At 50.5% G+C, this 15,736-nt stretch carries 14 protein-coding genes; 12 read left to right on the forward strand and 2 right to left on the reverse strand.

The window, feature by feature from the left end; translation table 11 throughout:
• Positions 1–136: 136 nt before the first annotated feature.
• The 4 genes from FOB24_RS08030 to FOB24_RS08045 all read left to right on the forward strand — a co-directional run bounded on the left by FOB24_RS08030 (position 137) and on the right by FOB24_RS08045 (position 4,078).
• Positions 137–1,270 (forward strand): porin, encoded by a 1,134-nt coding sequence (locus FOB24_RS08030; protein ID WP_150344753.1) that lies wholly within the window; start codon positions 137–139, stop codon positions 1,268–1,270.
• Between the two features lie 245 nt (positions 1,271–1,515).
• Positions 1,516–2,346 carry a MetQ/NlpA family ABC transporter substrate-binding protein gene (locus tag FOB24_RS08035; RefSeq protein WP_038638419.1) on the forward strand — a complete coding sequence of 277 codons (831 nt, stop codon included), beginning with the start codon at positions 1,516–1,518 and terminating at the stop codon, positions 2,344–2,346.
• Between the two features lie 63 nt (positions 2,347–2,409).
• Positions 2,410–3,426 carry a virulence-associated ABC transporter ATP-binding protein SfbB gene (gene sfbB / locus FOB24_RS08040; RefSeq protein ID WP_150344754.1) on the forward strand — a complete coding sequence of 339 codons (1,017 nt, stop codon included), beginning with the start codon at positions 2,410–2,412 and terminating at the stop codon, positions 3,424–3,426.
• Positions 3,419–4,078: a methionine ABC transporter permease gene (locus FOB24_RS08045; protein WP_137346936.1), complete on the forward strand. Its 660-nt coding sequence runs from the start codon at positions 3,419–3,421 to the stop codon at positions 4,076–4,078. The genes sfbB and FOB24_RS08045 overlap by 8 nt, the downstream gene beginning before the upstream one ends.
• On the opposite strand, the gene mnmH is transcribed toward FOB24_RS08045, so the two are convergent.
• Together mnmH and allS are read right to left on the reverse strand one after the other, a co-directional pair.
• A complete protein-coding gene (gene mnmH / locus FOB24_RS08050; RefSeq protein ID WP_150344755.1) occupies positions 4,079–5,173 on the reverse strand; it encodes a tRNA 2-selenouridine(34) synthase MnmH in 1,095 nt (364 codons plus the stop codon). It lies immediately after the preceding gene.
• Positions 5,174–5,242: 69 nt separating this feature from the next.
• Positions 5,243–6,169 carry an HTH-type transcriptional activator AllS gene (allS, locus tag FOB24_RS08055; RefSeq protein ID WP_038638428.1) on the reverse strand — a complete coding sequence of 309 codons (927 nt, stop codon included), beginning with the start codon at positions 6,167–6,169 and terminating at the stop codon, positions 5,243–5,245.
• 227 nt (positions 6,170–6,396) lie between these two features.
• Between allS and allA the strand changes: the two genes are divergently transcribed.
• The 8 genes from allA to allB all read left to right on the forward strand — a co-directional run bounded on the left by allA (position 6,397) and on the right by allB (position 15,721).
• Positions 6,397–6,879 carry an ureidoglycolate lyase gene (gene allA / locus FOB24_RS08060; RefSeq protein WP_038638430.1) on the forward strand — a complete coding sequence of 161 codons (483 nt, stop codon included), beginning with the start codon at positions 6,397–6,399 and terminating at the stop codon, positions 6,877–6,879.
• Positions 6,880–6,924: 45 nt separating this feature from the next.
• Entirely contained in the window at positions 6,925–7,776 is an 852-nt protein-coding gene (allR, locus tag FOB24_RS08065; protein WP_150344756.1) for an HTH-type transcriptional repressor AllR, read from the forward strand.
• A gap of 84 nt (positions 7,777–7,860) precedes the next feature.
• On the forward strand, positions 7,861–9,642 hold the full coding sequence (gcl, locus tag FOB24_RS08070; RefSeq protein WP_121528701.1) for a glyoxylate carboligase: 1,782 nt from the start codon (positions 7,861–7,863) through the stop codon (positions 9,640–9,642).
• Between the two features lie 12 nt (positions 9,643–9,654).
• Complete coding sequence (gene hyi, locus FOB24_RS08075; RefSeq protein WP_085047606.1) at positions 9,655–10,431, forward strand: hydroxypyruvate isomerase; 777 nt, start codon at positions 9,655–9,657, stop codon at positions 10,429–10,431.
• Positions 10,432–10,531: 100 nt separating this feature from the next.
• Positions 10,532–11,410 carry a 2-hydroxy-3-oxopropionate reductase gene (gene glxR / locus FOB24_RS08080; protein ID WP_121528703.1) on the forward strand — a complete coding sequence of 293 codons (879 nt, stop codon included), beginning with the start codon at positions 10,532–10,534 and terminating at the stop codon, positions 11,408–11,410.
• A 67-nt stretch (positions 11,411–11,477) separates the two neighbouring features.
• Entirely contained in the window at positions 11,478–12,728 is a 1,251-nt protein-coding gene (locus FOB24_RS08085) for an MFS transporter (RefSeq protein WP_150344757.1), read from the forward strand.
• 98 nt (positions 12,729–12,826) lie between these two features.
• Complete coding sequence (locus FOB24_RS08090; protein ID WP_085047603.1) at positions 12,827–14,287, forward strand: allantoin transporter; 1,461 nt, start codon at positions 12,827–12,829, stop codon at positions 14,285–14,287.
• A 72-nt stretch (positions 14,288–14,359) separates the two neighbouring features.
• Positions 14,360–15,721, forward strand: a complete 1,362-nt coding sequence (gene allB, locus FOB24_RS08095; RefSeq protein ID WP_085047602.1) for an allantoinase AllB — start codon at positions 14,360–14,362, stop codon at positions 15,719–15,721.
• The last annotated feature ends 15 nt before the right edge of the window (positions 15,722–15,736 follow it).

The raw sequence follows: 15,736 nt of genomic DNA on the forward strand, positions 1-15,736 counted from the left end.
ATCTATGTAGCACAAATTGATAACCCCTTGATATTTAACAGCACAGAACAATAAAAACCCAACAACACGAGTGTATTAATAAACGTTAATATTTGTATGCTTAATAATTGGCAGGCTATCTATCAAGGTACAAATAATGACTATAAAAAAAACGGCGCTGGCGGTATCGATCGGCGCAGCAGTGGTATTAACGACTTTCGCTTCCCAGGCGGAAATCACGGTCCTGAAACAAGATCCGCAGGCGGGCGATCCGCTGAGCCGTCTTAACTTCACCGTCGGCGGGAGTATTCGTCCGCAGTTCCAGAATATGGCCGGTGACGATGGTAAGAATGGCTACAAACGTAATGGCTTCGACGGCGGGACGCGTTTCCGCTTCGCCGCAGACTATTATCTGTTTGATGATATCAGTTGGGTGAGCTACTACGAGCTGGGCGTTAACTTCCCGGCCATGTTCAACTGGGATAATCACTACGCTGACGGCGCCAACGATACCACGCGTCGTATGCTGTACACCGGTCTGAAGAGCGCGACCTGGGGTACGCTGACCTTCGGCCAACAGAACAGTATTTACTATGATGTGGTCGGGGCGAAAACGGATATCTGGGATTACGATATGATCGGTCAGGCGCCAGGTAACGGTATCAATGGCGACTATGACGGTTCCTATCGTACACGTAAATCGTTGAAGTATAAGAAAACGGTGGGGGATGTTGATCTCTACGCATCTTATCTGTTCAGCGATGATTACAACCCGAACAACGGCCTGCGCTACAAGCGTAAAGGCGGCGGCTCGTTGGGTGTGGATTACCACATCACCGATGACCTGACCTGGGGTACGGCGTGGAACTACACCCGTGCGGAAATGCGTGGCGACACCAGCAAAACCTACGATCAAAACATCGTCGGTACCGCACTGAGCTGGAAACCGGATAACTGGACCTTCTCAATGGGCGGCGGCTGGTATCAAAACTTCATGACCACCAAAAAAGTTTCGGTTAACGACTACTTTGCCGGTGATGCCTGGGGTCTGGAATACTTCGCGGGTTATACCTTCCCGATTGGTCAGTATGCGCTGAAATCTGTTCAGCCGTACTTTATGGGCGATCGTATCGAATACGTGAATGGTCGTAACTATCTGCGTACCGACAACGGTGTGGGTATCAGCTTCCAGTTGGATTACGGTTTCCGTGTGGATTACGAACACGTCTTTACCTCCAGCACCGACAATCTGGGCGATATGAACCTGGTGCGTCTGCGTTACGACTTCTAAGTCAATTTTCCTTCCAAAGCCGGGTAGCCAGGGCGTTATCCGGTTTTTTACTCTCCGTTGCCGAAAAACGCATAAGCACCTTCCTTGCACATTCAACGACATACTTCGCAACATCATGAAATAATTTCAAGGACAGCGGGTTGTGATCTGTGTCATGTTAGAAATCTGCCTGTTATCAGGCCAACGAGAACAACGCCGCATGAACGGCGTGAGACATGACACCACAACGTTAAAATGGAGAAAATATGGGATTGCGTCAGAGTTTACGCGTCGCGACCGGGGCGCTGTTACTGGCCTGCGGCTTACAATTTGCTCATGCGAACAGTGACCCGCATACCATCGTGTTTGGCGTCGCGCCTGGACCGTACGGCGATATGGTGAAACAGGCTATTGCCCCTACGCTGAAAGAGAAAGGCTATAAGGTGGTGGTGCGCGAATTCAGCGACTACGTGCAGCCGAATATGGCGCTCTCCAACGGCAGCATTGATGCCAACCTGTTCCAGCACTCGCTCTATTTTGACAAATTCACCGCCGATAAAGGACTGAAGCTGAGCAAGCTGATTGTGGTCCCGACGGCCGGGATGGGGTTTTACTCGCACAAAATCAAAAGTCTGGATGAGTTGAAAAAAGGGGATGTGATCACGCTGTCCAACGATCCGACCAACCTGGCCCGCGGTCTGCGTTTCCTGCAATCCATTGGCCTTATCACCATCAAAGACAATATCGATCCCACGAAAGCCTCCGAGCGTGATATCGCCAGCAACCCGAAAGGGCTGGTGTTTAAACCCTTGGAAGCGGCGCAACTGCCGCGTACTTTGGACGGTGTGACCGGCGCGCTGGTCAACGGTAACTTTGCCGTGGCGGCAAAACTGGATCTTTCCAGCGCCATCAAGCAAGAGCATCTGGATGAAAACCTGAAAAATATCATTGCGGTACGCAGTGAAGATGCGGATAAACCGTTCGCGAAAGATATTGTTGAAGCGGTGAAGTCTCCGGCGTATCGCGCGGTGATCGACGATCCGCAAAACATCTACAGCGCTTTCCAGAAACCGGAATGGATGTCGGCAGCCCAATAATCGCTGCATGCAAGGGTTAACAGGGGCAGCGGCGACTGCCCTTTTCGCATTTCTGAGGTGGATATGATTGAGATAGAAAAGGTTTGCGTGGATTTTACCGCAGGCCGTGGACCCTCAACCCGGGCGGTTGATGACGTCAGCTTGCATATTGGCGCGGGCGAGATATTTGGTATTGTCGGGACCAGCGGCGCGGGGAAAAGTACGCTACTGCGCACCTTGAACGCCTTAACGCGTCCGAGCAAGGGAAGTGTGAAGGTGAACGGCGTAGAAGTTTCTGCGCTGGAAGGCACTCAGTTACGTAAAGCGCGTCAGCGCATTGGCATGATTTTTCAGCACTTTAATCTGATGCATACCCGCACCGTGGCGCAAAACGTCGCCTTTAGTCTGAAAGCTGCCGGGTGGGAACGCAGCAAGATTGCTCCACGCGTCACCGAGATTCTGGCGCTGGTCGGACTGTCTGATAAGGCGAACCGTTTTCCGGTTCAGCTCAGCGGTGGTCAGAAGCAGCGCGTGGGTATTGCCCGTGCGATTGCTAATCATCCGGATGTGTTGCTGTGTGATGAACCCACTTCCGCGTTAGATCTCGAAACCTCGGCCACGATTCTGGCGCTGCTTAAGCAGATCAACCAACAGTTGGGGATCACGATCGTGCTGATCACTCACGAGATGAACGTGATCAAATCGATTTGCGATCGCGTGGCGGTGATGTCAGGCGGCAAGGTGGTGGAGTCCGGGGAGGTGTTTGACGTTTTTGCTCACCCACAGCACGCCTTCACCCAGCAACTGGTGTCGCATACCCTCAATCTGACGCTACCTGAGCGTCTGCGCCAGCATCTGCCCGGCCAGTTGCTGAAAATTCTTTTTATCGGCGATTCGGCGGAACAGCCTGTGCTGTCAGAAGTTGCGGTTAAATTTGGCGTGGCGGTGAACATTCTGCACGGCAAAATTGAATATATCGGCGAACGCGCGCTGGGGATTCTGGTGGTACAACTCACCGCGCCGCATAACCCTTCTGCGGTGGATGTCGCCGTGGAACATATTCGTCAACGTACTGCTCAAGTGGAGGTGATTCGTGGATGATTTATTGCCTGATTTGACGCTGGCGTTTAATGAAACCTTCCAGATGCTGAGCATCTCAACGGTGCTGGCGATTATTGGCGGTTTGCCGCTCGGTTTTCTAATTTTCGTCACCGATCGGCATTTATTCTGGCAGAACCGTTTTGTGTATCTGCTCAGCTCCGTGCTGGTAAATATTATCCGCTCGGTACCGTTTGTGATCCTGCTGGTGCTGCTGCTACCGCTCACCCAGTTTTTGCTCGGCAATACCATCGGACCGATTGCCGCCTCCGTGCCGCTTTCCGTGGCGGCGATTGCTTTTTATGCCCGGCTGGTGGATAGCGCGCTACGTGAAGTGGATAAAGGCATTATTGAGGCGGCGGAAGCGTTTGGCGCCACCCCGATGCGCATCATCTGCACCGTGTTGTTGCCGGAGGCCAGCGCGGGACTGTTGCGTGGACTGACGATCACGTTGGTGAGCCTGATCGGTTACTCCGCGATGGCCGGGATTGTCGGCGGCGGCGGGGTAGGTGACCTGGCGATTCGCTTTGGTTATTACCGCTATGAAACCCAGGTCATGATCGTCACCGTTGTCGCGCTGATTATTCTGGTGCAGGTCGTGCAGGTGCTGGGCGACTGGCTGGCGAAACGCGCGGATAAGCGCGACAGGCATTAATTACTGTGCGTTAAGCCATCCGGCAACGTCCTGCCATGTGCCGCGAAAGACGATTTTCGCGGCTTTCTTTTCCAGTTGATAGCGATACATCGGGTCGTAATACTCGTTGAGCAACGGCACCAGCCAGCCCATGTGGGCGTCGGTACTGCCCGTCGACTGCTGTTCGCGCAGAGCCACGTCAAGCAGGGCGGTCAGCTCGGTAAAACGCTGTAACCCCAGACGACGGCGAATAGCGAACAGGCCGTGGTGCAGATACTCACTGTATTCCTGCCAGCCCAGGCTCTCACCATAAGCGTGGGTAAAATCGTGGTGCATGCGCACGAAATACTCCTCGCGCAGGCGCTCCAGACGCAGCTCAAAAGGATCGTCCACCACCGCAATGGACGCCTCGGTCATGCGCTCGCGCAGGCATTCGGGCAGATGGTTAGCGCCGATCATCCGGCCTTCATCTTCCAGCACCCACTGGCGCAAATCCTGTCGGCTGTCCGTTTTGAGCATTTCGACTGCCAGCAGGTTTTCAAAACTCGCCTGGCTTAGCTGCGGCTCTACGGTACGTCCAAACGAGGAACCGCGATGGTGCGCCAGTCCTTCGAGATCCACACCGTTCGGCTGCTGTTGAACCAGTTGCGTTTTACCGTTCCCGGTACAGCCGCCAATTAAGACGATCGGTTTTTGCACCAATTCTTCCGTTATCCGTATGACCGCCTGGCGCAGAGCCTTATAACCGCCCTGTATCAGCGGATAGTCAATGCCGGACTCGTGCAGCCACTGCTGCACAATATGCGAACGCTGACCGCCGCGCGCGCAGCATAAATATCCTTTTGGGTGTTGACGACAGGCATCCTGCCAGGCGTACATGCGCTGTTGGCGGGTTTCACCCGAGACCAGTTGATGGCCCAATTCGAGCGCAGCCTCAGGCCCCTGACGTTTATAACAGGTACCGACGGCGGCGCGTTCGTCATCGTTCATTAAGGGGAGATTGACTGCGCCCGGCATCGCGCCTTGTTGAAATTCGACGGGGGCGCGTACATCGATAATAGGCGTACCGGCGAGCAGAATCGCGCGATAGTCCTGTGCTGTTTGTGTGTCTTGCATAGTAAAAAACGAAACCTCAAATCATCTTGCGTATCATTTTACGCGCCAAAGAGCAGGATGACTTGATTTTCAATCGCGTGCATTGTTGAAAATTGCTAAAAATCCGGCGATTTCTGGTTTTCGCTGCGTAAATAACGTCACAATATCTTCCACAGCCTTACCTGCGCCAAACTTATGCCAGGCGAGACTTAAGGGTGAAGGGGGGCGCATAGTAGGAATAATGCTACTGACCAGTTGCCCGTTATCAAGCAATGGCTGGCACAGCGGTTGCGGAACAAAGCCGATACCCACCCCAGCAAGATGCGCCGCAATTTTGGTTTCCATGTCCGGGACAATAATCTCTTTTTGGCCGGGAAGCCGCCACGCGACCCGTTTGGTCAGGGTGCGCGCACTGTCTTCAATGTTGATCGCCGGAAAACGGCGCAACTGCGCTTCCGTTAATGGACCACTGACGTCTGCCAATGGATGATTCGCCGACATAACAAATCGCCACTGAACAGACCCCAAAGGATCGAGGGTAAAAGTGTTGGCCATTGGTTCAGTACCCGTGACGCCGATGGCCAGAGAAAATCCTTCATACAGCAGTGAATCCCAGACGCCCATATAGATTTGCCGGGAAAAGTGAAACTGAGTAAAGGGATAGCGGGCGTTAAGCCAGGATAACAGGCGAGCGACGGCTTGCGGGCTATACAGCAGGTTGTTGACCACGATATTCACCTGACGCTCTACGCCGTCGTTCACTTGCTGTAATTCGCTGGGCATGCTGTCCAGCCAGGCGAGCCAGTCCTTTGCCTGAGAAAGAAGATGCGAGCCCGCGGCGGTTAACGTAACGCTGCGGGTGGTGCGAAAGAACAGAGCAACCCCGGTATTTTCTTCCAGAAGCTTAATGCGATAGCTGATGGTGGCCGTGGTTTTACACAAGCGATCCGCCGCCCTGGAGAAACTCCCTGTTTCGGCTACGCCAATAAAAGTACGCAGTGTTTCTGGATCAAACATCGTCAGCTACTCCCTGAATGCTCTTCCGCAAGCCTGATTTCTTGTTCTCTGATTTATAAGTATTTTTACATAATGGCCTTGTTTAAATTGTGGTCTAAATCGAATTTTGGAAAAATATTCCAACTTTTGTGTTGATGTTAAATCCCGAAGGTTTTAGATTGCATGATATTGAAGCCGCTAACTGTTCTGGCTGCGGTTCAGAGGAATTCAGTTACAAGGAAAAGATGATGAAACTTGAGGTATTACCGTTAAATCAGCACACGTTCAGCGCCTATGGCGATGTCATCGAAACCCATAAACGTGATTTTTTTCATATCAATGATGGGTTGGTTGAACGTTATCACGATCTGGCTAATGTGGAGATCCTTGAGCAGGACCGAACGCTCATCAGCATTAACCGCGCGCAACCGGCAGCGATGCCTATTATTGTGCATGAACTGGAGCGCCACCCGCTGGGTACCCAGGCATTTATGCCCATGAAGGGCGAAGCGTTTGTGGTGATTGTCGCACTTGGTGAGGACAAACCCGATCTTTCCACCTTAAAAGCCTTTATCACCAATGGTCAACAGGGGGTGAATTACCACCGAAACGTCTGGCATCACCCGCTGTTTGCCTGGCAAACCGTGACCGATTTCCTGACGGTCGATCGTGGTGGTAGCGATAATTGCGATGTTGAACGTATCCCGGCACATGAACTCTGTTTTGCGTGACGCTATTGGCCTTCTTGCTTAATATGAGCATATTGTTCATTGTTTATGCTCATATTTTGGGCCGGAGTAAATGTAGTGGAGACGGAAGTAAGACGGCGCGGCAGGCCTGGACAGACGGAGCCGGTTGCGCAGAAAGGCGCTCAGGCGCTCGAAAGAGGCATTGCGATTTTGCAGTATCTCGAAAGAAGTGGGGGGAGTTCGTCAGTCAGCGATATTTCCGGCAGTCTGGATTTACCGCTCTCCACGACTTTTCGCCTGCTAAAGGTTTTACAGGGTGCTGATTTTGTCTATCAGGACAGTCAGTTAGGATGGTGGCATATCGGTTTAGGCGTCTTCAATGTGGGCTCCGCGTATATTCATAATCGCGACGTCCTGTCGGTAGCCGGACCATTTATGCACCGATTAATGCTGCTGTCAGGAGAAACGGTGAATGTCGCGATTCGTAATGGCACTGAAGCGGTGCTGATTGGCCAGAAGGAGTGCAAATCGATGGTCAGGATGTGTGCACCTTTGGGCAGCCGTATGCCGTTGCATGCTTCCGGTGCGGGGAAAGCACTGCTTTATCCGCTGATGGAAGAAGAGTTAATGGACATTGTCGTGAAAACGGGTTTGCAGCAGTTTACGCCGAACACGTTGGTGGATTTTCCTACTCTGCTGCGTAATCTGGAACAGGCGCGCGAGAATGGCTATATCGTTGATCACGAAGAACATGTTGTTGGATTGAATTGCATCGCTTCGGCTATCTATGACGATGCAGGCAGTGTAGTGGCTGCCATCTCTATTTCGGGGCCCGCATCCAGACTGACGCAAGATCGTTTTATTAGTCAGGGGGAGCTGGTACGGGATACAGCACGAGATATCAGTACGGCGCTTGGGTTAAAAGCACCCGTAGCTTAAGTCGCAACCCGCTCAGAGGAGCGGGACTTTTTTGGATTTTTTTAAAGTTGGAAAAATTTTCCAATAAATAGAGGTAGAAAGAAAATGGCAAAAATGAGAGCCGTTGACGCGGCAATGTATGTGCTGGAAAAAGAAGGTATCACCACCGCATTTGGCGTGCCTGGAGCGGCAATCAACCCGTTCTATTCCGCAATGCGTAATCACGGCGGCATCCGTCACATTCTGGCTCGCCACGTTGAAGGCGCCTCCCATATGGCGGAAGGTTATACGCGTGCCGCTGCAGGCAACATTGGCGTCTGCCTTGGCACTTCAGGCCCGGCTGGAACTGACATGATCACTGCACTGTATTCCGCCTCTGCCGACTCTATTCCTATTTTATGTATCACCGGCCAGGCGCCTCGTGCCCGCCTGCATAAGGAAGATTTTCAGGCTGTCGATATTGAATCTATCGCCAAACCGGTCAGCAAAATGGCGGTAACGGTACGTGAAGCGGCACTGCTGCCACGGGTTTTACAGCAGGCATTCCACGTCATGCGCTCAGGTCGCCCTGGCCCGGTGCTGATCGATTTGCCCTTTGATGTCCAGGTTGAAGAAATCGAATTCGATCCCGACATGTATGAGCCGTTGCCGGTGTACAAACCTGCCGCCAGCCGCAAGCAAATTGAGAAAGCGCTGGAAATGCTGAGCCAGGCGGAACGTCCGGTTATCGTCGCAGGGGGCGGGGTGATTAATGCTGATGCTTCCGCACTGCTGCAACGTTTTGCGGAGCTGACCCATGTACCGGTTATCCCCACGTTGATGGGCTGGGGATGTATCCCTGACGATCATGAGTTAATGGCCGGCATGGTCGGGCTACAAACCGCGCACCGCTACGGAAATGCCACGCTGCTTGCTTCTGATATGGTGTTCGGTATTGGTAACCGTTTTGCTAACCGTCACACCGGCTCGGTCTCGAAGTACACCGAAGGGCGCAAAATCATTCATATCGACATTGAACCGACGCAAATTGGCCGTGTTCTGTGCCCGGATTTGGGCATTGTTTCTGATGCCAAAGCCGCGCTGACCTTGTTGATTGACGTCGCTCAGGAAATGCAGAAAGCCGGACGTTTACCTTGCCGGAATAGCTGGGTTGATGAATGCCAACAGCGTAAGCGGACGTTACTGCGTAAAACCCACTTCGACAATGTCCCGGTGAAACCACAGCGTGTCTATGAAGAGATGAATAAAGCCTTTGGTCGCGACGTTTGCTACGTCACCACCATCGGATTATCACAAATTGCCGCTGCGCAAATGCTGCATGTGTTCAAAGAGCGTCACTGGATCAACTGCGGCCAGGCTGGTCCTCTCGGCTGGACGCTGCCTGCGGCATTAGGGGTTTGTGTTGCCGATCCAACACGCAATGTCGTCGGGATTTCGGGGGATTTTGACTTCCAGTTCCTGATTGAAGAACTGGCGGTAGGCGCGCAATTCAATATTCCTTACATCCATGTGCTGGTCAACAACGCCTATCTGGGCCTGATTCGTCAATCGCAGCGTGCTTTTGATATGGATTACTGCGTCCAACTGGCGTTTGAAAATATCAACTCCAGCGAAGTAAACGGCTATGGCGTCGATCACGTCAAAGTGGCAGAGGGATTAGGTTGTAAGGCTATTCGCGTCTTCAAACCTGAAGATCTCGCTCCGGCGTTTGAGCAAGCCAAAGTCCTGATGGCGCAGTATCGCGTTCCGGTTGTTGTCGAAGTGATCCTTGAACGAGTGACCAATATCTCGATGGGTAGCGAGCTGGATAACGTGACCGAGTTTGAAGAGGTTGCAGACGGTGCAGTTGATGCGCCAACCGAAACCTGTTTTATGAAATATGAATAGAGGAGGTGACAGATGTTACGGTTCTCAGCCAATCTTTCCATGCTGTTTCTGGAATACAGTTTCCTTGAGCGTTTCGACAAAGCGGCGCAAGCGGGGTTTCGTGGCGTAGAGTTTATGTTTCCCTACGATTACGACATTGACGTCTTAAAGGAAAAACTGCAGACCAACAAGCTGGAGCATACGTTGCATAATCTCCCCGCCGGAGATTGGGCTGCGGGTGAACGTGGTATCGCCTGTATTCCGGGGCGCGAAGAAGAGTTTCGTGATGGTGTGGCCGCGGCTATTCGCTATGCGAAGGGGCTGGGCAATACAAAAATCAATTGCCTGGTAGGTAAAACACCGGCGGGTTTTTCGGCTGAACAGATCCAGCAAACGCTGGTGGAAAATCTGCGCTATGCGGCCAACATGTTAGCGAAAGAAGATATTTTATTGCTGATTGAGCCGATCAACCATTTTGATATTCCTGGTTTCTTTCTCACCGGTACGCATCAGGCGTTAGCGTTAATTGATAGCGTCGGATGCAATAATATCAAAATTCAGTATGACATTTATCATATGCAGCGCATGGAAGGGGAATTAACCCAGACCATGACCACGTGGGCAAATAAAATAGGTCATTTGCAAATTGCAGATAACCCTCGTCGCGGAGAGCCAGGGACCGGGGAAATCAATTATGACTTTATTTTTAAGTTTATTGATAAATCAGGTTATGACGGGTGGGTAGGCTGCGAATATAAGCCGCTGACGACCACCGAAGCAGGATTATCGTGGATTAATCAGTATCGATAATTTGTAAGTAATTTCAGGCAACACTATTTTTTCCACTCTGTTGGAAGGGAATCGTTTTGCCTGAATTCAGGAATACCGACAGATATAAAAGAGGTTGCAAATGAAACTGGGATTTATTGGCCTGGGTATTATGGGATCGCCAATGGCGATTAATTTGGCTCGCGCCGGACATCAATTACATGTCACGACCATTGGACCGGTGGCTGAAGAGTTGCTGTCACTGGGGGCGGTTAATGTTGAAACTGCGCGTCAGGTGACTGATTTCGCAGATATTATATTCATCATGGTGCCGGATACGCCGCAGGTTGAAGAAGTGCTTTTTGGTGAACACGGATGCGCTAAAACTGCATTGCAGGGAAAAACCATTGTCGATATGAGTTCTATTTCTCCTATCGAAACCAAGCGTTTTGCTCAGCAGGTTAATGAACTTGGCGGGGATTATCTGGATGCGCCCGTGTCCGGCGGGGAAATTGGCGCTCGTGAAGGGACGCTGTCCATTATGGTTGGCGGTGAACCTGAAGTATTTGAACGGGTGAAACCGCTCTTTGATATTCTGGGAAAAAATATCACTCTGGTGGGCGGGAATGGTGATGGCCAAACCTGTAAAGTGGCTAACCAAATTATCGTGGCCTTAAATATTGAAGCCGTTTCTGAAGCGCTGGTATTTGCCTCTAAAGCGGGCGCAGATCCGGTTCGCGTGCGTCAGGCATTAATGGGCGGGTTTGCCTCATCTCGTATTCTGGAAGTACATGGTGAGCGCATGATTAAGCGCACTTTTGATCCCGGATTCAAAATTGCACTGCATCAAAAAGATCTCAACCTTGCATTACAAAGTGCCAAGGCGCTCTCATTGAATTTGCCTAATACGGCAACTTGTCAGGAGTTATTTAATACCTGCGCCGCGAATGGTGGAAGCCAGTTGGATCACTCGGCAATGGTTCAGGCCCTGGAATTAATGGCTAATCATAAATTGTCATGATCGTTGGTATCGCTGCAATCCTGCAGCGATACATTTTAATCAGACACACTTTGGAAAGGTGCATGTCATGAGTGAAAAAAATATATCCGGTATTGAATACTGGAAGAAGATCGTCGTCGTAATGAGTCTGGGTTGGGTCGCAATATGGATTTATCGCACCGTATTAACCCCTATTTATCCTGAGATTCAGGCTTCCCTGGGCAATGTCAGCAATGCTGAAATTGGCGCCATCGCCAGTTTCTATTTTTTCGCCTATTGCAGTATGCAAATTCCCTGCGGAATTTTGGTCGATAAGCTTGGCCAGAAAATTATGCTGATGTGTGGGTTTACGCTCTTTATTATTGGTACGCTCAGTATTGCAAAAGCCACGGGACTGGTGATGATCTATGCCGGTTCGCTGATGGCAGGAGCGGGCTGCGCCTCTTTCTTTAGTTCTGCGTATTCTCTCTCTTCGGCAAATGTCCCGCAGGCTCGCCGGGCACTGGCAAACGCCATCATTAATAGCGGCTCTGCGATTGGGATGGGGATCGGTTTAATCGGCTCCAGCGTGTTGGTTAAAAGCATGAGCATGGCCTGGCAAAACGTGTTGTTTCTGGTTGCGGCTGTGTTGGTGGTGATGCTGTGCGTATTTACTTTGGTTATCCGCGGTAAGGTAAAAAGCGAAACGGCGGCGTCAGAGCAAAAAACGCAGACGACAACGATGACAGAAGAGAAAAGTCCGCCGCTGTTTTCGGGTTTGTTATGCAGCGTCTACTTCCTCTATTTCTGTACCTGTTATGGCTATTACCTGATTGTGACCTGGCTTCCGTCCTATCTGCAGACTGAAAGGGGATTTGATGGTGGCGCGATTGGGGTTGCCTCGGCTTTGGTCGCCGTGGTGGGGGTTCCCGGTGCGTTGTTCTTCAGCCATCTGTCCGATAAATTCCGTAACAGTAAAGTCAAAGTCATTCTTGGGCTGGAAATTATGGCCGCCGCAATGCTGGTGTTTACGGTGTTATCGCCGAATACCACGATGTTGATGGTCAGCCTGACCCTGTACGGTTTACTGGGAAAAATGGCGGTGGATCCCATCCTGATCTCCTTCGTGTCTGAGCAGGCGTCGGCGAAAACGTTGGGCAGAGCATTTAGCCTGTTTAACTTCTTTGGTATGAGTTCAGCCGTTATTGCGCCAACGTTAACCGGATTTATTTCCGATTTGACTGGCTCAAAAGAGATAAGCTTTGTCATCTCGGCTTGTCTGGTTGTTACCGGAACGCTTATTTTTGCCGGCGTGACGTTATATAAAAAGAAAGTAACACCAGTTACTGCTTCAGCATAAAAATATAATTAAAACTATTTGCATTACTTAATATATTGTTTTTGTTCCACATAGCTAAACCCATTACAACGTTATCCGATACGTGACAAGAGGGATTTATGGAACAGCAAAGAGATCTATACCAACAACGTGGTTATAGTGACGACTTATTACCGAAAACGGCAGCACAACGAAACTGGAAAACATTTAACTATTTTACTTTATGGATGGGGTCAGTACATAACGTACCTAATTATGTTATGGTTGGCGGGTTCTTCATTCTCGGACTGTCCACATTCAGTATTATGCTGGCTATTATTATTAGTGCATTGTTTATTGCATTAGTCATGGTTATGAACGGCGCCGCCGGAAGTAAATACGGTGTACCTTTTGCAATGATTCTGCGTGGCTCGTATGGTGTACGTGGCGCGCTTTTTCCCGGATTATTAAGAGGCGGGATTGCGGCAATTATGTGGTTCGGGCTGCAATGTTATGCCGGATCGCTGGCTTTTCTTATTCTGATTGGCAAGATATGGCCTGGGTTTTTAACGCTGGGCGGTGATTTTACACTACTGGGGTTGTCTCTGCCGGGGTTAATCACATTTCTTATCTTTTGGCTGATTAACGTTGGTATCGGTTTTGGCGGCGGTAAAGTATTGAATAAATTTACTGCGATCCTGAACCCTTGCATTTATATCGTTTTTGGCGGAATGGCTATCTGGGCGATATCCCTGGTAGGGATTGGCCCCATTCTTGACTACATTCCGGGCGGTGTGCAAAAAGCGGGAAACAGCGGATTCCTGTTCCTGGTAGTGATTAACGCCGTGGTTGCGGTATGGGCCGCTCCGGCGGTGAGCGCATCGGACTTTACGCAAAATGCCCACTCATTTCGTGAACAGGCGTTAGGCCAGACGCTGGGTCTCATTGTCGCGTACGTGTTATTTGCGATTGCCAGCGTGTGTATTATTGCCGGTGCCAGTATTCATTATGGAATGGATACCTGGAATGTGCTGGATATCGTACAGCGTTGGGACAGTCTGTTTGCCTCATTCTTCGCAGTTTTGGTTATTCTGATGACCACAATCTCAACAAACGCTACGGGTAATATTATCCCGGCTGGTTATCAGATTGCCGCAATTGCGCCAACAAAACTAACATATAAAAAAGGTGTATTGATTGCCAGTATTATTAGCTTACTGATTTGTCCATGGAAGCTTATGGAAAATCAGAGCAGCATTTATCTGTTTCTGGACATCATCGGCGGTATGCTCGGTCCTGTTATTGGTGTTATGTTAGCGCACTATTTTGTCGTTATGCGTGGCAAGATTAATCTTGATGAATTATATACCGCCAGTGGTAATTACCAATATTATGATAATGGATTTAACCTGACGGCATTCTCCGTAACGTTAGTGGCGGTAATTCTTTCACTGGGTGGGAAGTTTATTCCATTGCTTGAGCCGTTATCGCGAGTGTCGTGGTTTGTTGGGGTTATTGTCGCATTTGTGGCATATGCCTTACTGAAAAAAAGAACGGTTGGACAACCTGCCGCAGTAGAAAAAGCAACAGGTCAGTTGTAATGAAATCAGTAAACGTAGGTGTAAGCGTGCGTTATTTATAAAAACTATCTGTATCCATACAAGGAGTTCGTTATGTCTTTTGATTTAATTATTAAGAACGGTACTGTTATTTTAGAAAATGAAGCTCGTATTGTTGATATTGCCGTCCAGGCAGGAAAAATCGCCGCCATTGGCGAGAATCTTGGGGAGGCAAAGCAGGTAATGGATGCGACAGGTCTGGTGGTTTCACCGGGCATGGTCGATGCGCATACCCATATCTCTGAGCCGGGGCGTACACATTGGGAAGGCTATGAGACCGGAACGCGTGCCGCGGCAAAAGGCGGTATCACCACAATGATCGAAATGCCTCTCAACCAACTGCCCGCGACGGTGGATCGCGAAACCATCGAACTTAAATTTGATGCGGCAAAAGGCAAATTGACCATTGATGCCGCGCAGCTTGGCGGTCTGGTTTCTTACAACCTTGATCGTTTGCACGAGCTGGATGAGGTTGGTGTCGTCGGTTTCAAATGCTTCGTTGCCACCTGTGGCGATCGCGGAATCGACAATGACTTCCGTGACGTTAACGACTGGCAGTTCTACAAAGGCGCGCAGAAGTTAGCAGAAATGGACCAGACGGTGCTGGTGCATTGCGAAAATGCGCTCATTTGCGACGAGCTTGGCGAGGAAGCTAAACGCGAAGGCCGTGTGACGGCACATGATTATGTGGCTTCACGTCCGGTTTTCACCGAAGTGGAAGCTATTCGCCGTGTGCTGTATCTGGCGAAAGTCGCCGGTTGCCGCCTGCACGTTTGCCATATCAGCAGCCCGGAAGGCGTGGAAGAAGTGACCCGTGCCCGCCAGGAAGGCCAGGATGTGACCTGCGAATCCTGCCCGCATTATTTTGTGCTGGATACCGATCAGTTTGAAGAGATTGGCACGCTGGCAAAATGTTCTCCGCCGATCCGCGATCGACAGAATCAACAAGGCATGTGGGAAAAACTGTTCAATGGTGAGATTGACTGCCTGGTTTCCGACCACTCGCCATGCCCACCAGAAATGAAGGCTGGCAATATCATGCAGGCGTGGGGCGGCATTGCCGGACTGCAGAGCTGCATGGACGTCATGTTTGATGAGGCCGTGCAAAAACGCGGTATGTCGCTGCCGCTATTCGCTAAATTGATGGCAACCAACGCCGCAGATATTTTTGGCCTGAAACAGAAAGGACGTATTGCCCCGGGTAAAGATGCTGACTTCGTCTTTATTCAACCGGACAGCAACTACGTTCTGAAAAACGAAGACCTGGAATACCGTCACAAAGTCAGCCCGTATGTTGGCCGGACGATTGGCGCGCGCATTACGAAAACTATTCTTCGCGGGGATGTTATCTATGACATCGAGCAGGGATTCCCGGTAGCGCCAAAAGGTCAATTTATCCTTAAACATCAACAATAATGTGATGCGAATTAA

It is taken from the genome of Citrobacter werkmanii, assembly GCF_008693645.1.
Classification (GTDB): Bacteria; Pseudomonadota; Gammaproteobacteria; order Enterobacterales; family Enterobacteriaceae; genus Citrobacter; species Citrobacter werkmanii.